This window comes from Streptomyces sp. NPDC033174, assembly GCF_055577795.1.
On sequence record NZ_JBVIPQ010000015.1, the window covers coordinates 1 to 22,205 of the forward strand.

At 66.9% G+C, this 22,205-nt stretch carries 10 protein-coding genes and 3 pseudogenes; 9 read left to right on the plus strand and 4 right to left on the minus strand.

The features are described from left to right. The first annotated feature begins 181 nt into the window (after nt 1-181). The 4 genes and pseudogenes from ACZ5VC_RS31755 to ACZ5VC_RS31770 all read left to right on the plus strand — a co-directional run. Nucleotides 182-742 carry an SUKH-4 family immunity protein gene (locus ACZ5VC_RS31755; protein ID WP_469123435.1) on the plus strand — a complete coding sequence of 187 codons (561 nt, stop codon included), beginning with the start codon at nt 182-184 and terminating at the stop codon, nt 740-742. Nucleotides 743-818: 76 nt separating this feature from the next. Next, complete coding sequence (locus ACZ5VC_RS31760) at nt 819-1,589, plus strand: transposase (RefSeq protein ID WP_469123436.1); 771 nt, start codon at nt 819-821, stop codon at nt 1,587-1,589. Nucleotides 1,590-1,690: 101 nt separating this feature from the next. Beyond that, nucleotides 1,691-2,461: pseudogene (locus tag ACZ5VC_RS31765) on the plus strand (transposase family protein). A gap of 62 nt (nt 2,462-2,523) precedes the next feature. Next, nucleotides 2,524-3,054 (plus strand): annotated as a pseudogene (locus ACZ5VC_RS31770) (TniB family NTP-binding protein); the annotation flags it as partial. A gap of 472 nt (nt 3,055-3,526) precedes the next feature. Here the strand turns inward: ACZ5VC_RS31770 and ACZ5VC_RS31775 are convergent. From ACZ5VC_RS31775 to ACZ5VC_RS31785, 3 genes are all read right to left on the minus strand, one after another. Beyond that, nucleotides 3,527-4,237, minus strand: coding sequence for a DUF6193 family natural product biosynthesis protein (locus tag ACZ5VC_RS31775; protein ID WP_469123437.1), 711 nt, complete (start codon nt 4,235-4,237; stop codon nt 3,527-3,529). Nucleotides 4,238-4,241: 4 nt separating this feature from the next. Then, entirely contained in the window at nt 4,242-11,261 is a 7,020-nt protein-coding gene (locus tag ACZ5VC_RS31780; protein WP_469123438.1) for a polymorphic toxin-type HINT domain-containing protein, read from the minus strand. Between the two features lie 148 nt (nt 11,262-11,409). After that, complete coding sequence (locus tag ACZ5VC_RS31785) at nt 11,410-15,060, minus strand: laminin G domain-containing protein (RefSeq protein WP_469123439.1); 3,651 nt, start codon at nt 15,058-15,060, stop codon at nt 11,410-11,412. A gap of 540 nt (nt 15,061-15,600) precedes the next feature. Between ACZ5VC_RS31785 and ACZ5VC_RS31790 the strand changes: the two genes are divergently transcribed. Next, nucleotides 15,601-16,107: a DinB family protein gene (locus ACZ5VC_RS31790; RefSeq protein WP_469123440.1), complete on the plus strand. Its 507-nt coding sequence runs from the start codon at nt 15,601-15,603 to the stop codon at nt 16,105-16,107. 127 nt (nt 16,108-16,234) lie between these two features. On the opposite strand, the pseudogene ACZ5VC_RS31795 reads toward ACZ5VC_RS31790, so the two are convergent. Next, nucleotides 16,235-17,304: pseudogene (locus ACZ5VC_RS31795) on the minus strand (IS701 family transposase); the annotation flags it as partial. A 225-nt stretch (nt 17,305-17,529) separates the two neighbouring features. Here ACZ5VC_RS31795 and ACZ5VC_RS31800 point away from each other — a divergent pair. The 4 genes from ACZ5VC_RS31800 (at nt 17,530) to ACZ5VC_RS31815 (ending at nt 22,077) form a co-directional block, all read left to right on the plus strand. Beyond that, nucleotides 17,530-19,620 carry an FG-GAP repeat domain-containing protein gene (locus tag ACZ5VC_RS31800; protein WP_469123441.1) on the plus strand — a complete coding sequence of 697 codons (2,091 nt, stop codon included), beginning with the start codon at nt 17,530-17,532 and terminating at the stop codon, nt 19,618-19,620. Between the two features lie 560 nt (nt 19,621-20,180). After that, nucleotides 20,181-20,696 (plus strand): DNA methyltransferase, encoded by a 516-nt coding sequence (locus ACZ5VC_RS31805; RefSeq protein ID WP_469123442.1) that lies wholly within the window; start codon nt 20,181-20,183, stop codon nt 20,694-20,696. Between the two features lie 65 nt (nt 20,697-20,761). Next, nucleotides 20,762-21,169 carry a hypothetical protein gene (locus ACZ5VC_RS31810; RefSeq protein ID WP_469123443.1) on the plus strand — a complete coding sequence of 136 codons (408 nt, stop codon included), beginning with the start codon at nt 20,762-20,764 and terminating at the stop codon, nt 21,167-21,169. Nucleotides 21,170-21,360: 191 nt separating this feature from the next. After that, the gene (locus ACZ5VC_RS31815; protein ID WP_469123444.1) at nt 21,361-22,077 is read left to right on the plus strand and encodes a DNA methyltransferase; all 717 of its coding nucleotides are present in this window, start codon (nt 21,361-21,363) and stop codon (nt 22,075-22,077) included. Nucleotides 22,078-22,205 lie beyond the last annotated feature (128 nt).

Genomic DNA, 22,205 nt, shown 5'->3' on the forward strand with positions numbered 1-22,205 from the left:
CAATGACCCCGCAGCAGCCAAGTACTGCCAGCGGTTGCGACAGCTCGCTGTGCTCGTGTCAAGGAACCTGCCCAGCACCAAATGAGACAGACTCTAAGGGCTGTCCCGCAAGTGCGGCTGTGCCGTGACCTGAGGCCGCTCGATAGGGTCAGGGCCACAGCCGACGGAAGAGGATCGTTTGATGGCGACGTTCGACCAGCTGACCGAGTGGGCCGGTCTGGGGCATGTCGTGCGAGCCGGACGGGACGTTGTGGCCGGCTGGCGGATCCCGGACTTTATGAAGGCACAGCTCGTCGAGGTGGGCATCCCGGCCGCTCCGCGCCTCATCGAACGAGTCGTGATGCAGAGCGACGCTGAGCCAGCCCTCCTCACCTCCCGGGGCCCGCTCTACCGTCTCACCGAGCAGGCGGACCCCGATGATCAGGCCGAGCGGTCATCGTTCGGCGTCGAGCCGGAAACCGGGGCGGTCTACTTCGTCATGCCGGACGGGGAGGCGGGCTTCGCCAACTCGGGTATCGGTGTGTGGCTCGACGTCCTTCACTGTTATGGCAGTCGCGTCAAAGCCTCCGACCTCCTCAACGAGCCGGACGGCCCCGAGGAGTACCTCTCTGAAGAAGAGGAAGAGCGGGCCTTCGCCGAGCTGAATCGGCTGGCCGAGGAGCTGAAGGAGATCGATCCGGCGGCCTTCAACGGCTACGAGGGGTTCCTCTGGCCCGGGCTCCTGGACCGCTGGCTCTACTGACCTCGGCCGACAGATCCAGGGCCCGGAGGTTTGGACCGTGCAGGGATGCCAGGCCCACCACTGAGATGATCTTCATGTGGGGGCTGTGATCACGGCGTCGGAGCCGTCATGGATAGCGCCGTACTCCGGTCTGAGCCCGAAGCAGTTCGGGAAACTGATCACCATGCTGCGGCGCGAAGGGCCGCCCCGCGTTTGCCGGGGCCGTCCGTGGAGCCTGCCGCTGGCAGACCGGGTGTTGCTGGTTACCGCGTACTGGCGGACGAACCTGACCTTGCGGCAGCTGGCTCCCTTGTTCGGGATCTCGAAGTCGGCCGCAGGCGGGATCGTGAGCCAGCTCGGTCCCTTGCTCGCGCTGCGGCTGCGGAGCCGCTTCCGCAGAGACACGGTGCTGATCGTAGACGGCACCCTGGTGCCGACACGGGACCACAGCGTGGCGGAGCAATCTAAGAACTACCGCTACTCGACCAACCACCAGGTCGTCATCGATGCCGACTCACGCCTTGTCGTCTCCGTCGGCCGGCCCGTGCCAGGCAACCGCAACGACTGCAAGGCATGGGAACTGTCCGGAGCCAAGAGCTCGGTCGGCAACACCCCCGTGATCGCCGACGGTGGCTACCGCGGCACCGGTCTGATCATCCCGCACCGCCGCGAACCCGGCCAGACCGAGCTACCGGCCTGGAAGGAAGCCCACAACACCTCCCACCGCAAGGTCCGCGCCCGAGTCGAGCACACCTTCGCCCGCATGAAGACCTGGAAGATCCTCCGCGACTGCCGCCTGAAAGGCGACGGCGTCCACCACGCCATGCTCGGCGTCGCCCGCCTCCACAACCTCGCCTTGACCGGATAGTGGATCTATGCCGACGACTGATGAGGAGCACATCTGAGATCACTTGCGGGACAGCCCTTAAAGCGTGTTGCAGAAGGCTTCGGTTCGGGTATTTCCCCTGTATGGGCGGGGTGTTGAGGGCTGAGCCGTTGTGGGTGGAGACGTTCACGGGTCTGCGGATGCGGCAGTTCGAGCGGCTGCTGAAGGTCGTGCGGGAACGGGGTGGAAACGGTCCCGGTGGCGGCCGGCCGTGGTGCCTGCCACTGGCGGACCGAGTCCTGCTGGTGGCCGTCTACTACCGCACGAACCTCACCATGCGGCAGCTCGCGCCGCTTTTCGGCTGCTCGCCGGCGACCGTCTGCCGGGTGATCCAGCGGCTGCGGCCACTGCTGGCCATCGAGCCGGCCGCCCGCCCGGCCGACGCGGTCGAGCGGCTGTGGATCGTGGACGGCACCCTCATCCCGGTCCGCGACCGGAAGGTCGGTGCGTCCTCACGCAACTAGCGGTTCTCTGCGAACGTGCAGGTCATCATCGACGCCGACACCAAGCTGGTGGTCGCGGCAGCCCGGCCGGTGCCGGGCAACACCGCGGACGCGAGGGCCTGGCGGGACTCCGGTCTGGCCCGGCACTGCGAAGGCGTGACCGTGCTGGGCGACGGCGCCTACATCAACACCGGCCTCGTCGTCCCGCACCGCAAACGCCCCGGCCGAGCCCTCCTGCCGGGCGAGGAAGAGGACAACGCCGAGCACCGCAAGGTCCGGGCCCGCGTCGAGCACGCCTTCGCCCGCATGAAGCACTACAAGATCCTCCGCGACTGCCGCCAGCGCGGCAATGGACTCCACCACGCGGTCCAGGCCGTCGCCCACATGCACAACCTCGCCCTCGCCGCATGACCAGGCAGGCCCTGAAGTTGGTCCTGACCTGCCCAGACACGACCTTCTGCAACACGTTTTAGATTACCGACGCCGTCTGCCACACCTACGAGATGGCCGGCGTACGCCTGATCCTCATCGACGAGATCCACCAGCTCAACCCACGCACCACCACCGGTGCCGAGACCGCCGACCTGCTCAAAAGACCTCATCGAACGCATCCGCGCGACCTTCGTGTACGCAGGTATCGACGTCACCAACACCGCCCTGTTCTCCGGAGTACGCGGAGCACAACTCGCCGGGCGGGCTTCCCTGGTGGATTGCTGAGCCTTCCCCGCACGTCTCGGCACACACGAACCCTTCCGCGAGCTCATCACGAGCGTAGAAGCAGCACTCGATCTGCGGGCACACTCCCCCGCCTCGCCGCCTACCTCCACCAACGGACCGCAGGAAGGATCGGGAGCCTGACCCGCCTCATCCGCCAAGCAGCCGTCACCGCCATCAGCGACGGCACCGAACGCATCACCAAAACCAGCCTCGACGCGATCCGCCTCGACCTCGCCGAAACCCACCACCGCCCCACCATCCGCAGGACGCATACACCCAAGCAGTAGCTCCCGAGCCGCCCCGACACCCTCACGACACACAACGCTGCGACCAGGAAAAACACACACCGGCCTTTACAGGGCAGGACTATCCGAGGGACACGGAAAAACTCCCAAGGAAAACGGAAGAACCCCACACCAAAAGTCCCACAGCCCCACAAGACCCCGCCCACACAGTCTCAACCAAACCAGAAAACCCCCAGCACAAGACGACACCCACACCTCAACCGCACCCCCACGAAACGACACCAACGCGAAGCCGTGACGGCGCTGGGGAACGCTCTCAACCGCACCTGACGCACGCACGGCAACGGCGGCGAACCCCCAGTGTTCTCCGCCGTTGCCGTCAACTACTGCCGTCAAGCCCTTCAGAAGCCTCGACAGGACCCACCTGATTTGGCTTCCAATTTGCTGGAGCGTTGGGAAAATCGCGGGCGGATTCCCATGCCCGCGAAAGACCCCTGCAACAAAGGAAGCCACCTCATTCCAAATCTGGGCCTCGATCAAGAAATTCGGCGGCGGCTACGACCGCCTCCATCAAGCTGGCAGCATCGAAAGACGAACCAGATACTGAAGTATCTTCGACGCGATAGCGACCGGCATCCAGAGGCTTGATGTGAATCTCGCGCGATCCCTGCACTCCAAGATTCGTACTGAGCCGCAAAGTCCCATGACTCAAATTCGGAAACAGTCGGCGGAAGCGATACTCCACGTGAGCGGCCTCCACAAGAGGTCGCTCCTCTTCAAATATCTCCGAGTTCAGGAGCCAGTCCCACTGGGCCGGGACCGGATCACCCGCCTCCCGCGCCTTAGCGAGTCGCGTCAGCATCATGAAAGGAAAGTTCTCCGCGAACTCGCCTACCGGCATCCCATCACGCCACGCCACCGACGCAGCAACCAGCTCAGCGAGATCATCGGTGGCACCTTCCGCCCAGACAAACCGGCCCTCTTGGACACCAACGAAGAATGTCCTTGTAGACTCGTCGAGCCACACCAAGACCTTTCCACGACTTGAATCCACCTGCGCGGTGGAGATGACGCCCGGCCCAACCTCGGATTGGCTGCGCACTCCGGCCAAATCGAGGCCGACCTTATCTGCCGCTTCGGTCATGGCCGAAGATAGCGAGCCAGCATCCTGAATCTCCGGATAGAGATCGAAGTTGATCATTCCCATCAGCGCTACACCGTCCACAAACTTAATCTATGTAGGGGCGAATTCTACCGAACGAACCCCAGTCAGGCTCCGGCACTGAGAATTCAACGAGAGAACCACCCTTACCCGGCCGGTAGAACTTGACACTGTCCCATGAACGTCCACCATGAACCACAGATCTTGCAATCATGCCCATCTCGATATCTGTGGCATATGGGTGCCCCGGGGTAAGCCCGTCCCTCGCAGCGTCAGCGAAAGACCCAACTCCCTTCATGTTTACGTGAAGAGTGTTGCTGGTATCCCTGATCGCCGCCTCTACCGGCCCTTGCCAGCCTTCCAGTTTCCCGAAGTGTTTGTAGTCCAGCTTTTCGGCCCACTCATAGGTGCCTTCAGCTTTCTGACCCAGCGCAACGTTGCAATTGTGAACGAGTACTGGAGTCTGTCCAGCCAGCACATAGTACGCGTGGATGTCTTCGACGGTGAGGTCGTGCGTGCGCTGGAACTTGGTGTAGTGGCGGAGTGCGGTGATCTGGACGTGTGTTCCGGCGCTGGTGCGGAGCCACTGGCCGACTTCGAGGTCGCCGGCCTTGACCCATTTGCGCAGGGTGGGTACCCAGAAGGGGTGGGTGTCGGTGGCGACGATGCTTGACAGGACACCGTTGACGGTCACCGTGATTTCGGTGAAGTCCTTGTCGTCCTCTGTCCGGATGGTTTCGAGGACCTTCTTTTCGTGGTTCTTCCCCGTAGCGGTATCGGTTGTGACAACGACGTCTCCGGCCTCTACGTCTTCTATTTTCTTGTGGGAGCCGTCGGCCATGAGGACTTCGGTGCCGGGCAGGAAGGAGTGGCACTTGCCGAGACCCTTCGCGGCCCCCTTCGCGGCTCCCTTTGCCCCTCCGCCTACTCCGGTGAAAAGGAGTCCCAAGGTATCTACGAGGGCTTCACCGTCTTCGTAGCCCGGTGAGCTCGTGTCGAATCCTGCTTGCTCCGCGAGGCCGTCGTACAGGCCTTGTGCGGATGTTCCTGTGAGCGACAGCAGCGGTGTAGCGATGTCGACCATGGCGACAAGAGCCCGCCCTGCGCCGGCGGCGGTATTCCAGTTCCACTGGAGCTTGCGGCGATTGAGGTACGTCACCGAGCCCCAGTTGACTCCCCCGGTCTGGTACCAGCGCTTCCCGCCGCTCTCCTCCGTCCAGCTGCTCCATTTCCATCCGGTCCCCTTGTACTGCCAGGACTCGTGGTAGTTGACACTCGCGCCACTCTTGGAGTCACTCGGTACACACGTGCTCGAGTTTCCTCCACACACACCGTCCGGACGCAGGCCCGTGGGGTCGGAAGAGGTTGCGGGGCTGTTGTTGGCGTAGTTGTAGCCGTTGAGCGACTGGTGCTGGTCCAGGGAGAGCAGCGGGTCGACGCTGATGAACTGGCCGAGGCCCGGGTCGTATTCGCGTGCCCCGATGTGGGTCAGACCCGTGGTCGTGTCCGCGGGCTTGCCGAGGAAGGCCTTGTCGTCCGGCCAGGCCGTGGGCTTGGTGCCGCGGGGGGCGCCGAAGGGCGTTGAGTAGCGCTTGGTGATGGCCAGGGTCGGGGAGTCGAGTGCCAGGCTGCTGGTGCCGTGGTGGTCTCCAGCGAGGAAGGTCAGCTTCGTGCCGGAGACGCCCACTGTGGCGGTGCGAACGGCGATCGTATGGCCCGCGGCCGTGTAGTAGCGCGTGCCGGAGAGGGTCTGGCCGGTGCCCTTCTTGGCCAGGCGGACTTCGTTGCCGCCGAGGTAGAGGACGGTGTCGCCGTCGCCGGTGGCGCGGCGGATCAGGAGTTCGCCATTGGCGTCGTAGAGGTAGTCCGTGCTGAGCGCGGGCTTGGTGCCGGCGGCTGGCTCATTGGTGCCGACGAGCTTGCCCTCGGTGTTCCATTCGAGGGTCTGCTGCGCCTGGATGCCGGGACGGCTCGTGGTGTTGCCGGTGGTGTCGTAGGCGTAGGTCTTGGCCGTCGCCCCGGCGACGGTCTTGGCGAGGGTATGGGGCTGGCCGGTGGCGCTGCCGTAGGTGTATGTGGTGGTGATGTTGCCGGCGGCGCGGTTCTGTGTCTCGGTCTTGCGCTGGCCGCCCTCGGTGTATGTGTAGCTGGTCCAGTAGGGAGCGGCGCCGTCCAGGTTGGCGGCGGTGCGGCCGGTGGTAGCGCAGTCCGCGGTCTTCGGTGTCCAGGCCTCGGTGACGCGGCGGTGGCCGTCGTAAGTGAAGCACTGGTAGTCGGCCTCGGAAGTGCCGCCGAGTGTCGCCTTGTCGAAGATGGAAGTGACGTTGCCGGCCGCGTCCTGGCTGAAGGTCAGGTCTTGGGCCATGTATCCGTGGACGTCGTCCGTGACATTGGATCCGGTGAGCCGGCGGGTGCCGTCCTCGTAGTTGTAGGTGAGGTAGGCCTTGTTTCCGGTGGTGCTGGTGCCGAGGCTGAGCTGGCGCAGATCACCAATCGGCGAGTATGCCGCATTCTGTACGTAACCGGTCAGGCCGGTCGATGTGAGCAGCTGGCCCTGGCTGCCGTACTTGTAGCTGACAATTTCGGAGGACAGTCCACCGACGGCAGGGCTGCCGCTCTGCCTGACGGTGCCGTCCATGTTGTAGACGGTGGAGAAGTCGAGCGTCTGCGGGACGCCTGCGGTAACGAGTGGATCAGTGCTCGGCAGGGTCAGCTGGCTGCCGGTGACCTGGTACAGAGGGTCGTAGCTGGTGACCTTCTGGGTGTAGGCCTTGCCGGTCACGCCGCCGTCGTAGCGGACGGACGTATCCCCTTGGCCCTTGGCCAGGGTGTCGAAGGTCCAGGCGGCGAGCTTGGTGGCGTCGGTCTTGGCGGTGCCGTCCCACATGCCGGTCTTACGGCCGAGGGTGTCGTACTCGAAGGTCAGGGCCTTGTTCCGGCTGTCCTTGGAGGTGACGACCTGGTCGAGGGTGTTGTACGTGCTGGTGGACTTGCCCTTGTCGGGGTCGGTCGCGGTCGCCTGACGGCCGAACAGGTCGTAGGTGTACGTCCAGGCAGCTCCGTCCGGTCCCAGGACCGTCTGCTGCTGCCCCGCCGGTGTGTAGGTGTACTTCGTGGTGGTGTAGTCGGTGCCTGTCGGGACGGGGCGCGGGTACTCGCGGCGCTCGGTCGTCTGGCCGAGGGCGTTGGTGATCACCGCTGTCGCCTGTCCGCCAGCTGGTGCGGACGCGGTCACCATGTCACCGGTGTAGACGGTTTCGGTGGTCCAGCGGGAGACGTTCCTGACCTTCGTTTCCGCCTTGACCGCGCGGCCGGCGCCGTCGTAGGTCGTGTCGACCTGCATGGGAGCCTCACCGCCGTCGGTCTGGGCGGGAACACCCGTGGGGGCGGTCTGAGAGTCCCAGATGTCGGTGAGTGCGGAGGCGGCGAGGCCGCGCTCGTCGTAGAGAGTCTCGGCGATCAGCCGGCCTCCCTCGGGCGAGGGCGACTGGGTCTGCCGGGGGCGCAGCAAGGAGTCGTACAGGGCGTAGCTGGTGTTGTAGCCGCTGGCGTCACCCTTGAGCGTCGCGGTGGAGACCCAGGACATGGCTGAGGCGGTGACGCTGTAGTTGAAGACGTAGTTGGGGGTTTTGCCCAGGTCCTTAGATCTGTTGGGCAGCCACGTCTTAGTGACGCGGCCCAGTGCGTCGTATTCGGATTCCGTGATCTTGCCGTTGGGGTCGGTTGACTTGAGGGCGGCGCCGGTGGCGAAGTCCACGAGCCTCTCGGCTGCGTGACCCTTGGCGTTGGTGACGGTATTCCCGGTGAGCGGACCGGTCGTCGCGGGGGTGTAGGTGGTGGTCAGGGTCACCATGTCGTTGGTGTCCTTGACCGTGAGCGGACGGCCGAGCGCGTCGAAGGTGGTGGTGACCGTGTTCTGCCACACCGGCTCGTTCTCGGCGGTGTACGCCTTTACGCGGCTACTGCGCCACGGTTCGCCCTTGGTCGGCTGCTGTGCCGTGGTCCAGGTGGTGGAGTCGTAGGTGGTCGCTGTGTCCGAGATGATGTCACCGGGAGCGCCGGGTGTCTCTGGAAGGTCGAGCTCGGTGTCCAGCACTGCACAGGGCTTGGCGACCGTACGCGTTCGGGCGATGAGGGAGTTGATGCCGACCGAGTCGTTGCGGGCGTACCAGGTTCGGGTGCACGTCTCGTCGCCCTCGACGGCGATGTCGCCCTTGTCCTCGGCACGGAAGGGCATGCCGTAGTCGTCGTACTCCGTGATGGTGGAGCGGATCCGGTCGCGGATCGGGGCGACGGTGGTGATGCTGGTCCGGGTGTGCGTCGCGCCGGTCCTGATGTAGTACGCCTCGGTGTCGGCGTAGGACTTGTGCTGGGTGGCGGTGCGCTTGGACCAGGGGTCGTTGACAGTTCCGCCGATCTCCGCGCCCGCGGCCCCGTTGTAGGTGACGGTTTCCCGGGCGAAGCCCGCGTACTGGTCGGCGTCGGTGATGGCGGGGGCCTTGATGCCGGCCACGCTGACGGTCTTGCGCAGGTCCTTGTCCGGCGTTCTGCCGTCAGCTCCGAGGACGCGGTCGCCGTTCATACCGCGCAGGTAGATGGACACGGTCTTGGACTGCGTCTTGCCGTCGAGGCCGTGACCGGTGATGTGGGTGACCTTGCCGAACCCGCGCCAGCTCGACCAGGTGCGCTCCTTCTCCTTGGTGAACGGGTCGTCGTTGTAGTGCCAGGCTCCGCCACCCTGGTAGGTGTACTTGTGCTGAACGCCCTCCGAACCGCCCTGGGGATCGGTGGTCGACACTGTGAAGACGGGGTACTTCTGGAACCAGTCCAGCCGCGCCACTTCCTCACCGTTGGGTGACCAGTAGACCGGATAGCAGCGCTTGGTGTTCTTGTCCACCGCCGGCATCGTCTGGCCCGCGGCGCAGTCGGCCGCGTGGTAGTTGACGATGGTCGCGGATCCGGTTTCCGACGTGACCGTGTAGAGACGCGGCTTGTAGAACGGCAGGATGTCGTCGGTGTCGCTGTCGACCCGGTTCGCCAGGAAGGTGTGGGTGAAGGTGACAGGGTCCAGCGAGATCGCGGTGCCCCGCTTGCCCGTGTGCCGGATCTCCGATAGCCACAGTGACTGGTCGGTGGAGTCGCCGGTGTCGCCCGGGTCGAGGTACTGCTGCTTCAGTGCCCAGGAGTCGACGGCGACAAAGGCCGGCGTGGTGGCGGCGGCGTCCCAGGCGTAGGTGGTGATGCCGGTGATCCGCTTACGGTTGAAGAAGGACGGGCCGGTGTTGCCCGTGCACTTGGCGTCCTTCTTGCAGATCGCGTCGAAGGGGACGTCGGGCCAGTTGTCGCGCGTGTCCTCGGTCAGCGAGTCACAGCCCGTACCGGCGGCCACACATCGCTCCGCGACGGAGAAGACCACCTTGTTGGAGGCGGCCGGGGTGCCGCTGAAGAGGGCTCCGGCGCGCTGCCCGTAGCGGATCTCCCGCAGAACGCCACCCCGGGTGTAGGGGGTGCCGTTGTCGTCGTCGCCGAGCTTGTCGTAGTAATTGATCCCGGCGTCGTACCAATACGTCATGGCATTGCCGTGGGTGTCGACGACGTAGTCGAGGTTCCACCGCCAGGCCTGCGTCTTCGCACGGGAGGCGAACGCGGTGCCGGAGGAGTAGCCCGGCTCGCCGGAGTCGTCACCGAAGACCGGCACGGTCCACACCGAGTCAGTGGTGTCTGCCGCTGCGGCGCCGTCGAGCTTGTTCAGGCCGAAGACGTACTTCGTGCCCTCGCCGGTAATGACGGTCCAGTACTCGCCATTGTCGTCACCGTTCTCCGCGCCGGTGCCGGGTATGACGGTGGAGGCGTCGTCGTTCTTCAGCCGCCACTTGCCGCTCGCGTCGTCCTTGACCAGTTCGGTCGCCTTGCCGTTCAGGACGAGGGAGGCGTTCTCATACTTCCAGCACAGGTCGAACTTGTCCGTCTGGCCGTCGTCATCGCACGAGCCGTACTTGCGCTCGACGTAGGACGACGTGATGTCGAAGCCCTCACCGATCGCCGTGCCCTGGTTGTTGGTCGACGCGGTGCGGCCATCCACACTGCCGGAGTCGTACGAAATCGTCAGATCCGGCTTCGGGCCCGCCGCCGACGGCGGCACCCGCAGGGGATACGACCAGGTGAAGTTGCCGGAGGAGCCACCCGCCTCCCACGCCGACGAGGACGCCAGAGGGGTTGCCTTGTAGTCACCGGCGGCCGACTGGGCACCGGCTGCGAGTGCCAGCACCATCGTCTGCCCGGCAGCCGGCGCGGCCGACCGGGAGGCGGTGGACTTCACGGCCGTCGACTTCAAAGGGGCCGCTTTCGGGGCGGCGGAAGGCTGGAAGTTCAGCCGGGCATCGAGTTGCTGTGCCTTGCGTCGGTTGGTGAAGTCGAGCGGCGTACGGGTGCGGCATTTCGCCGCATCCGGATTGCTGAGGGCACAGTCGGGCAGACGCTGGGCCTGGAGCCGCCCTGCCCAGTCACCACCGAACGCGGAGGCGAAAGCCGCATAGTTGATGCCGAGCTCGGCGCTTCCACCCTCCGCGGGGCCGGTGACGGTCAGTACGACGCCGTTGACTCCAAGCGCGGCTGCCTGCTTCTGGTCGAGGACGTTCACCTTGACCGCGTTGCCGGCCTTGAAGGCCTTCTTCCCCTTGAGCACCTTCGGCTGGCTAAGCGTGAGAGGCAGGGCACCCGGCCGCGCTTGGACCGTGCCCTTGGCCGGCAAGGTGAGTGTGGCGGTGCCGGCCTTGGGCCAGCTCACGCTGCGGCCGCTCTGCTGGGCCTTGGCCAGGGCCGAGGCCTTGGCGGTGTTCGCCGCCGCCTTGGCCAGCAGCGCCGCGGTCTTCTTGTCCCCCTTCGCCGTGAAGGCAGAGACCTTGTCCGCGCGGGGGGCCTCCAGCTTGGGCTTGCCCAGCGGATCGACTTCGGCTGCGAAGACCGTGGGGGTGAGCAGACCGGGAAGAAGGGAGAAGCCCGTGAGCGCAGCGATACGGCGACCGCTTGCCTTGCTGCGCCATCGGTGCCGATCGCCTCTCAAGGCAGTCGGTATGAGCCGGTTCATGTGAAGTCCGTTTCCAAGTGGAGTCGCCGAACGGCGAACGTCTAGCGGCCCTCGCCCAGCAGCGAGGATGATGTCAGCGGTGGGAGAATTGGGCGGAGGAGCTGCCCCGGACGGGCCAGGTCAGGTGCAGTCCCGGCTGGTCTCGGACCTACTCGTCCCCGGCGGGGCCCATCACCTTGGAGTCGACCTGCTCAGATGTCATCGCGCCGGTCCAGATGCGGATTTCGTCGAGCGCGCCGGGCAGGTGATGCCCGGTGACGCCGTTGGCGGAGCCGCGGCCTGCCGCGAGATCCCCTGCTCCAAGCATCGGCCTGCCGAATGACGCCTTACCGTCCTCCGCCTGGGGGGCGGCTCCCAGATAGAGATGTGTGTTGCCGTATCCGGAATCGGCTGCCTCACCGGCGTCGAAGACACCGGTGACTTGTACCCAGGTGTCCAGCGCGGCCTCCTGCTCGGACGGCACGGAGGCGGACTCAACCACCTTGCCTGTCGCATCGGTCGCGGTACGGCCGAATCTCCAGAGGTAGCCCGTCGCCGACACCTTCTCCGCCCACAGTGCCCAGGACGACTCCGTCTTCGACGGCGTCTGCTGACCGAGGACCTGAGCGCGGTAGCCGACCGGTTTGCCCGCCAATTTGGCGCTGTCGAGCTTCACCCTTGCGGTCACCGTGAAGGATCCCGTCTCGTCGATGACCGGACCAGTGGTGGACATGGCGCCGGATACGCCGTCCAGGAGCAGTTCGTTGTTCACCGGGTCCAGCGTGGCGCCCGTGGAGGAGAGGGTCATGCCCGCGCTGGCGTACGGCGTCCGTTGCGGCACGGTGCTTCCGGAGGCGAGGGAGGCGTCCCAATAGCCCACCAGCTCAACCGCCGGCACGCTGTCGTCCTTGAGTGCGCTCTCCTCACGGATCTCGTCAGCGGTCAGCGGACGGTCCCAGGCCGCGATCTCATCGATGCGCCCGAAGAAGTGGTTCCCCAGCATCGACCGGCCGATGTACAGACCCGAGGGTGACGTTGTCGGCGTGTAACTTGCCTGGCCTGCGGACAGCACGACCGGAGCGCCCTGCGGGGCGCCGTTGACGAACAGCTGGATGGTGTCGTTCGTCTTATCCGCATCGCCCCTGGTGTCGAAGACGCCGGCCAGGTGCGTCCAGACCTTGGTCGGAGGATTGGCCGTGGCGGACCAGGAAGTGACGTACGCCGGATCCTGAACATCTGTGGCAGCGCGGTTGAAGCCCCACTTCTTGGCCGTGGCCGAGTAGTACAGGTTGAACAGCGTCCCGGAGGCGCCCGGCGCGGAGGCCACCACCCGGTTCTGGGAGGTGTTCGTCAGCAGTGCCCAGGCGGAGATCGTGAACGATTCCTTCGTGTTCAGCGGCGGCGCGTCGGTCGATGCGTAGCCGGTCTGCTGTACCGGGTCGGTGACGTCGTCGTTCAGGGCCAGGGAGTAGTCGCCTGTGCCGCGGCGGCCCATGACCGACCAAGTCGCGGCCTTGCCGCTTGTCGGCTGGCGCAGGATGGCCGGGTGACGCACACCTTCGGTGGCACTGTCAGCGGCCGTGGTGATCGTCGATCCGGGCGTGCCGTCGTCGAAGTGCCAACGTCCGACGGCGCCCTTGGCCGGGGCGACCTTGAAGGCGACTTCCTTCGGAGTTCCCCAGCGTTGGTTCACGTCCTTGGCCTGGACGGTGAGTACCTGGACACCTGACAGAGGCGGTACGGGGCGGATCGTCGCGCTTGAGCCCGTCTCCACGTGGGCAGTCTTCTCGGCAATCAGCTTCCACTGGAAGCCGGTGATGTCCGTGTCGGCCGCGTTCGGCTTGATCGTGAACGTGGCCGCCACCCCAGGACCGCCCGCGGGCTCACACGCGTCAGTGGTGCACTCGCTGTAGATGGGGTCCGTGGGGAAGAGGATCTGGGGTTCCTTCGGCGCGGTCGTGTCGACCTTGAAGTAGCACCACGCCGTCACCCCCGACCCCACACTGGACGTCACGCCGTTGGTCGTCCAGAACGAGCGCGTCCACGCCCGGTACCGGTACAACGAGCCATCGGACCGGGGCGTGACACGGACCCTTTCCAGGGTGTTGTCCGGGTGGTAGCCGCTGGTCGGAAGCGTCGCGGCCCATGACTTCACCCAGCCCTGGGCGGGATCGGAGCGCTCGACATCCATGTAGGCGCGCAGCGAGCCGGCGTATTCGCCCGACTTGGGAGCCACGAGCGTCTGCACCATCGCCTGCATCATGGGATCCGACCGCGTCGAGATGGTCGGCGCGGCGGCATTCGTGGAGCAGTACTGCACCGTCCCGTTGCCGGGGATGAGACCGACGCTGGTGGGCACGCCCGGCTTGGGCACATAGGTGACCTGCAATTCGGCGTTCTGGTTGAACCGCTTCCAGGCCGAGGCGTCGCCCTCGTCCTTGGCCCGCAGCATCAGCGTCAGGCGGGAGATCTTGCCATCGGCCAGCGAGCGCACCGTCGCACGCAGGTTCTCGTCCGTCTCGGCGCTGTTGTCATGGAACTCGATCCACGAGTCCGGCTGATCGGGCGAGCAGTTGGAGCCCCGGCCCGCCGATACGTCACGGTCACCGAGATGGTCGAGCTCGGCGGGTCCCGGCCAGCGGGTGGCCTCGGAGATGTTGTCGGTGCGCTTGAGGTCCACCCAATGCGGATTGCAGTCGAACGACCACGTCTCATAGGCGCGGAAGGTGGCGTCGATGACCTGCTTGCCGACGAGCTTGGTGGGGGCGAACTCGTAGTACATCCGGTTTGTGTACGAGGAACCTGTAGTGCAGTAGTACGGTCCTGACCGGCTGCAGTGGCCGACGCCGTAATCACCCTCGAAGTTCCAAAACCGGTCCCCGTCCGAAGACAGCACCGTGCGCTCGGAGTACCCCACACCCATCGGCGGATCGATGTAGACCGGGTAGACAGTGTCCGCACCCCGCAGGATGCCAAGGTCCGGCGTCAGCGTGACCGCGCCATCCGCGACCTGCACCGGCAAAGGAGCGCTCGCGTCGCCCTTGCCCGGCTGGGACGGATCCTCGGGCTCCGCAGGCCCCTCGTTTGCGATGTCCACGCCGGCGGTGCCGTAGGCCGGCGCCTCGACGGACACGGTGCGAGCCATCTGCGTCTGAAGACCGGCGGACGCGTCGCCCGCCGAGTCCCACATCTGACCGGCCGGCCCCTTGAAGACCACATTGCCGTCCTCGTCGATGGCCCGCAGGCCACCACCCGGACTCGGCCGCAGAGCCAGGCCCTGGCCCTTGGCGGACAGCTTGATCTGCCCGAGCTGCGGATTCGCCGCCGCCTCGGCCGACTTGACGACCAGGACCTCGCGGTAACCCTCGGAAGTCGCGGTCAGCTGCAGGTCGACACCCTTGAACACCTCCGGGTAGGTGGCCGTAGGACCATCGAGCACCGGCTCGGGCAGCTTGCCGGGCCAGCCGAAGGTGAGCGCACCCTGCTCGTTGGCCAGACGGATCATCCCCTCACCGCTGCCGCCCCCGGAGAACGACAACTGCACCCCGGCGGCCTTCGGCCCCACCGAACCGTCCGGACGGTGTTCCAGCGAGGCGTCGACCGCCCGCCACGCCCCGTCCGCACCCCGCACCCGCTGCGGAGTCGTCGACTGCGTCAGCGTGAACGTCCCATCCGGGTTCGCCATCGTCTGCGTGTACTCGCTGCGCTCGGCGACCACCTCCACCGGCTCGCCACTCGCGGCCGCCTCAGCGGACGCACCGGACAGCGCAAGAGACTGCGGCACCTGGGACACGACATCGGCGAATGCCGGAGTCGGCAACGCCCCCGCTCCGAGTGCCCCCGCGAGCAGTGCCACTGCCACCGGTCTGAAAGCGCGCAGGCGCACGAACATGACTCCCCCACCCCGGGCCTCCCCAGACCCGTAATAGAACACACGGTCCATTCACGGACCGCATGCGGACAGTACGGTTCCGTGGCCATCGAAGGCAAGGCCGAAAAGGCGACACCGGTGGCGCATACAGCAACCTCGCTGACCCCAAACCGCGCGAACCCCGGATAGACCTGACAGGTCCTCAAGTAGCGGTTTGGTTGAAGCAATCGCACCGCGCGGGTGTGAGGCGCGGACCCGGGTCGATTGAGCAGCCGGACGCAGGCGGCCCGTACAACGACTACGAACTCGTGCAGGCCTGGCGGCGGCAGCCGGAGCGCCGCAGGCCGCGGCGCCGGCCCCCGCGCGGTACGCCGCGATGGCGCCCGCGCGCCCGGCGCGCGCCCACCCAGGTGGTCGCATTCGCATGCAAGTTGGGCCCGTCGATAAACACCTCGACATCAGTCACGGTGATCGGGGACGCTTCGCGCGATGACCAGAATCGACGACACGCCGCCCGCGTGGGACGAGCGCACCCAGCTCACCACGTTTCTCGACTACACACGTGACACCACCCGCGCCAAGTGCGAGGGCGTCTCCGCGGAGAACGCACGCAAGGCGCTCCTGCCGGGCTCACCGCTGATGACCATGAGCGGAGTGATCAACCACCTCCGCTGGGTCGAGTACTACTGGTTCCAAGTGGTCTTCCTCGGCGAGGAAGACCAGGGCCCCTGGACCGAGGAAGACCCCGACCGCGAGATGCGCATCGCCGTCGACTTCCCGCTCACACAGTTGCTCGACGAATACGCCGAACAAAGCGCCCACTACCGCGAACTGGTCGCCGGGAACGGCCTGGACAAGCAGGCCCAACGAGCCGTCCGCAACGGCCTGCACGTCGACCTACGCTGGATCCTTCTCCACCTCACCGAGGAGACGGCCCGCCACAACGGCCACCTGGACATCCTGCGCGAGATCCTCGACGGCACGACCGGCGACTAGCAGTGCTTTGTTAGCTGGTGTCGTAGGGCTGTTCTGGGATGGGTTGTCGGCAGGTGGGGCAGGTGCCGGTCCAGGTGGCGAGTAGGTATTGGAGGAGGTCCAGGGCTTGGTAGAGGGTCAGGCCCCCGGCAGGGGCTTTTGGGGTCCTCCGCCGTTCGGTCAGGAACAGGTGGGCGGCGGTGACGAGGGTGACGTGGCGGTGCCAGCCGGTGAACGAGCGGCCTTCGAAGTGGTCCAGGCCCAGGGCCGTTTTCAGGTCGCGATAGTCGTGTTCGATCCGCCAGCGCGACTTCGCGAGCCGGACCAGGTCCTTGGCGGGTATGCCGGCGGGCAGGTTCGAGATCCAGTACTTCACCGGCTCGGCCTCGCCCTCGGGCCACTGCGCGATTAGCCAGACCAGCGGCATCGTCCCGTCCGCCGCCGGTTTCGGGCGGCGGCCGGCCAGGCGGACCCGCAAGAGCACGAAGTGCGAGCTCATCGCCGCTTTCGAGCCCTTTCGCCAGGTCAGCGTACTCCCGTGGCTGCGACCGGCGGCCAGCACGTGGTCGCGTAAGGAGACCGGCCGGGTGCGGTAACGGGGCAGCGGCTTGGGGCCGAGCCCGCCGTAGGCAGGCTGACGGGGTTGCACGGCTTCCGCGTGGGCGGTCATCTCGGCCTTGGCCTGGAGGACGTAGGCCAGGCCGCGATCCTCCAGGCCGTGACGGAAGTCGGCGTTCGCGCCGTAGCCGGTGTCCGCGACCAGTGCGGCGGGCCGCAGACCGATCCGCCCGAGTTCGTCGAGCATGTCCAGCGCGAGTTGCCACTTCGGACGGTGGTGCTCGTCATCAGGGATCCGGCAGGCCGTCCGGCGTGCGGCGGCCTGGGGCCCGTCCCAGCTTGCGGGCAGGAACAGCCACCAGGACAGCGGGCACGAAGCGGTGTCCGACGCGGCGTGGACGCTCACACCGATCTGGCAGTTGCCGACCTTGCCCAACGTGCCCGAGTACTGGCGGGCACCCCGGGCGAGGCCTTGCCGTCCTTGGGGAAACCGGTGTCGTCCACCACCCACACCTGCGGCCGCACCACCCGCACCGCCCGCCAGGCCAGCCGGGCCCGCACGTCGGCGACAGGCCAGGTCGAGGACGTCATGAACTGCTGCAACCGCTGATGGTCCACCCCGAGACGCTCGGCCATCGGCTGCATCGACTGTTGACCGCCTGCGGGCCCCGCGCCGAGGCCTCGTGGACCAGGCAGCGCGCCTCGTCAGGTACGGGGCGCCCCTGCCTTTCGATCAAGGACGACCTGGTCTCAAGGCCGCGTAAAGCGGCTGTTAATGTCGCGCGCACCTGTAGGAGGGGGAGGAATCTCTTGGGCAACAACCGAAGAATCGTCACTGCTGCGCTGACTCCGATGCTGGCCCTGGGGGCGGTCGGTGCCGGAACCGTGGCCATTGGCGTCTTGGCGCAGGCCACGGATGCGGCAGCAGCCCAGGCGGGCACTTGGAGCCCGCCGCGGGAAGGGGCGGAGTCGTTCGGCAGTGCAAGCATCGCCGACCTGGCGACGACGACGGACGGCACGGCCGTGGTCGTCTGGACCGACCTGGCCAGCGGGACGAACCAGTACAACGTGCATGAGGTGAAGGTCGCGATCCGGCCCGCGACCAGCACAGTCTGGGGTGAGGTCAAGGCTCTGGGCCTGACGTACTCGTCCTATTCGAACCAGATCGCTCTGGTTCCCGGATCGGACGGATCCATGACTGTGGCCTGGGAGGAGAGCCTGGGCCGGGGTCTGCGGACGAGCGTCATGGCGAAGGGGGCGACCACGTGGTCCGAGCCGACCGTCATCGCCGGCGTGTACGACATCAAGGACTTGGCGTTCGCCCATAGTGCGGCGACCGGTAAGAGCGTGGCCGTCTGGACCACTGCTGACTCGAGCCCGGACGGCAAGAACCGCCGCGTCTACGTGTCGGAGCGCACGGCCGGCGGCGGCTGGTCGGAGCCCGAGTTGCTGACCGATGTCTCGGTCGGGAGGCCCCAGGTCGCGATCGCGCCGAACGGCACGACCACCGTCGCCTGGACCGACCGGACCACGCCGGTGCGCACCGTCAAGACAGTCGACAAGGCACTGGGCGCATCCGGGTTCACCGACCCCGCGACGGTATCCGCCCCGAACGGCGGCGGAGTCGAGCTCGCCATCGGGCCTGACGGAACGGCCATGCTGGCCTGGGGCACGGTGACGCACTCGGAAGACGAGGTCCCCTACGCGAACCTCTCGGTCCGTCCGGCCGGCAGCACCACCTGGGGCACCCCCGAGCGGCTCCAGACCGAAGACTTTCCCTCCTTCCTCGACGGTCCGCTGATCGGGCCGAGCGGTGACGTCACCCTGGTCTGGAAGGCCTGGGACAGCACCGCGAAGCGTTGGACCGAGAACGTCGAGACAGCCACCCGTGCGGCGTCCGGAAGTTGGAGCACGGTCAAGCGCCTGTCGTCGACCGCGGACTCGTACGGTCAGGCCGACGCTGCCATCGGCTCCGACGGGACGATCCAGGTGGGCTGGCACCAGGCTGACGCCACCGGCCTGACGTCGTTCCACACCTCGGCCCGGATCGCCGGGCAGTGGACCACACCCGTCAAGCTCAGCACGGGCGATGCCTACAATGGCCGACTCGCAGTGGCGCCTGACGGCAACGCGTCGGCGGCCTGGCTACAAACGGACAGGCATCTGTGGACCGCCGGCACCGGGCTCACCACGCCCCCGCCCGCCAAGCACCGCGACTACGTCGGCAACGACGGGTTCCCAGACCTCTACGCACAGACGACGTCCGGCGTGCTGTACGTCTACCGGGGCAACGCCGGCAAGACGCTCACCTCAAGGGTCGGCGGCGGGACCTGGCCGACCACGTCCAGACTGGTCCCCTTCGGGGACCTCAACGGCGACGGCTGCAACGACACCCTCGTCACCACGGGCGCCGGTGAGTTGTACCGCTACCACCCCGTCTGCGGCACGCCGGTCACCCCCGCGGCGTCGCGCACGCTGATCGGCGGCAGCGGCTGGAACGGTTTCGACGCCCTGACGTACTCCGGCGACTTCAACGCCGACCGGCTCCCCGACCTGGTCGCCCGTCAGATCTCCACCGGCGACCTGTACCTGTTCACAGGAACGCAGTCCGCCGGGCTGACCCGGATCGGGAAGATCGGCTCCGGCTGGAAGTCGCTCACGATCGTCGGGACCGGCGACCTCAACGGCGACAAGCACGCCGACCTGATCGCCCGTACCTCCACCGGCTACCTCTACCGCTACCTCGGCACCGGCCGCGGCACCATCGGCTCCGGCATCAAGATCGGCTCCGGCTGGGGCAGCATGGTGAACATGATCGGCATCGGCGACCTCACCGGCGACGGCAAGAACGACATCCTCGGCCGCACCACCGCCGGCGACCTCTACCGCTACGCCGGCACCGGCACCGGCACCGGAGCCATCGGGACCGGAGCGAAGATCGCCACCGGCTGGAAGTCCTTCGCCAACATCAAGTAAGCCCGGCCGAGGAGCTCCGAGGAGTCCGCTATGAGGTCACGGTGCGCTTCGTGGACCAGTCCACGAAGCGCACCCGTCCTGACCGGGGTGCCGATCGCGACGGTGTGGATCGGCTGCCCGTCCGTCGGCTGATTCGCGCACGACGCCTGCCCATCGGCGACCGCTGCTGCCCCAGTTCCAGGCAATGGAGGATCGACGGGTTGGGCGGTGACCTCTTTTCCCACGAGACAGTCCAGATACTCACGCGCGCCATCACCCACCTGGTATCCCCCCACTACCTGCCGTTACAGTAACGCACGTTGACAGGCCGTCACCTGCTCCTGCCCAATCCGAGGGCGGTGGATCCGGGTTCGGACCACCGGGGGCGTACACATGAACGAGAAGCCAGGAGCGGGCCTCCCCCGGTCTCACTCCTCGAGGCCGGGCCGGCGCCAGTGGAGTGGAGCCGGATCGCCGAGCACGAGTCGTGGCGCAAGGAGGTGCACCGGCCCGCGACCTACGTGCACAAGTGGTGGGCGAGGCGCCTGGGCAGCGTCGCACGCCACTTACTGTTGGCTGCCGTGTCCGGACCGGACGACTCCGTTGCGGACGCCGCGGCCAGGCTGCGGGGGCTCGTCGTCTATGACCCCTTCGCCGGATCGGGCACCACCCTTGTCGAGGCGGCCAAACTCGGGGCCGCCGTCGTCGGCCGCGACATCAATCCCGTCGCGACGCTCACCCAGCGGCAGGCGCTGCAGCCATGGGATCTAGAGGTGCTCGCGGACCTCTTCGGGCAGGTCGTCAGGAAGTGCGCCTGTCCCGTCCAGGAACTGCACCGCACCGTCTCCAACGAGCCGGTCCTGCACTACTTCTGGGTGGCCCTCGCGTACTGCCCGGAGTGCGGCGAGGACGTGGAGCTCTTCACCACCCGGGTCTTCGCCCGCCATGCGTACCCGCGCCGATTCCCACGCGCGCAGGCCATATGCCCGGGCTGCCGGGGCATCTGCGTCACCGACCTGAGCAAGGACGAGAGGGGGCACTGCCCCGCCTGCGGCATGACCTTCCCGTTCCAAGGGGCGCCCGCGGAAGGTTCATGACATGTCGTCACGGACACCGCACCCCTGTCATTGCTGCGCTGAACGGCGCCGTCCCGGAGCGGCGCATGTACGCGAAGCTGGTGCTGCGCGCCAACGGCCAGCGTGAGTACCGGGCGATCGACGACTTCGACCTCTGCCTGTACGACAAGGCGGCGAAGTCCCTCGCCGACACATCGCCCGATGAGCTCGTCCACCCGCTCGGCGCGCTGGAGGAAGGCGTCAGCACCATCCAGGCGCTGCGCTGGGGGTACGACTCCTGGGAGCGGTTCTTCAACGAGCGCCAGCGTTACAGCCTCACTGATCGGCGCGGCGCTGCGCGATCTGCCCGGGGCTTCCGCGGAACGCGAGGCGCTCATCGCATCGTTCGGCAGAACCGTCGAACACCACAACCTGTTCTGCTCCTACAAGGGGGAGGGTACCGGTCCGGTCCGCTCGGTCTTCCACAACCACGTACTGCGACCGGAGAGGTGTAGCGTCGAAGGAGACCCCTGGGGCGCCCAGGGGGGATCGGCCGGGTTCTCCGGGGTGCTCACCCGGCTGCACAAAGCGGCCCAGTACAAGAGCACCCCGCTGGACTTCAAGGCCGAGGCCGACCGGATCCTCGCCGTCGACCAGTCCTCGCTGCCCGAACGCCCGCCCCCTGAGCACGACGTGGCAGCAGTTCGTGCGGAATCCCGCAACGGCCTACACCACCACTGGCGACGCCTCGCGAACGGATCTCCCCGACAACAGCGTGGATCTCATCGTCACCGACCCCCCCTACGTCGACAACGTCCACTACTCGGAACTTGCCGACTTCTTCCACGCCTGGCTCAGCGCCATGCGCCCCTACCAGGGCTACCCGGACATGCCCAGCACCCGGGCCGTCCAGGAAGTACAGAACGCCGCCCCTGACGGATTCCAAGCCACCGCAGCCCGCGTCTGGCGCGAGTGCCGACGCGTCCTCAAGCCCGGCGGCTGCCTCCTGTTCAGCTTCCACCAGTCGCAGACCACGGGCTGGTGCGCTCTGATGCGGTCGCTGTCCGACGCCGGCTTCACCGTTACCACCACCCGCGCCGTGATCGCCGAAGTGGCGACCAGTCTCTCCAAGACCGCAGCGGCGGAGCCCAACCGCATCGACGTCATCGTGCTGTGCCGGGACACTGCCGACACGTCTGCCGGGGCAGCCCCCGACCTCGACCAGGCCGCCGCGCAGGCGCTGTCGGAAATCCAGAGCCTCAGGGAGGCCGGGCTGCAGGTGGGCCCCGGCGATGTCCGCACCGCCGTACGCGCCGCGGTCCTGGCCGCAGGAACACGCCAGGCAGCCGCCGACTGGGAGACCCTGCAAGCAGAGGCAGACCAGCGAGCCACGGCGGCGGTAGCGGAATTCAACACCACCTGACTCCTGCGGGCCGGTGCCAGCCAGCCTCGCCCGGGCCAGCAGGGGAACCGGGTACGGTCCCAACACGCGGGTCGCCCACGCGGCTCCCCGCCCTCGTACTGCTGCCGGTCGCCTGCCGAGGAATGGGC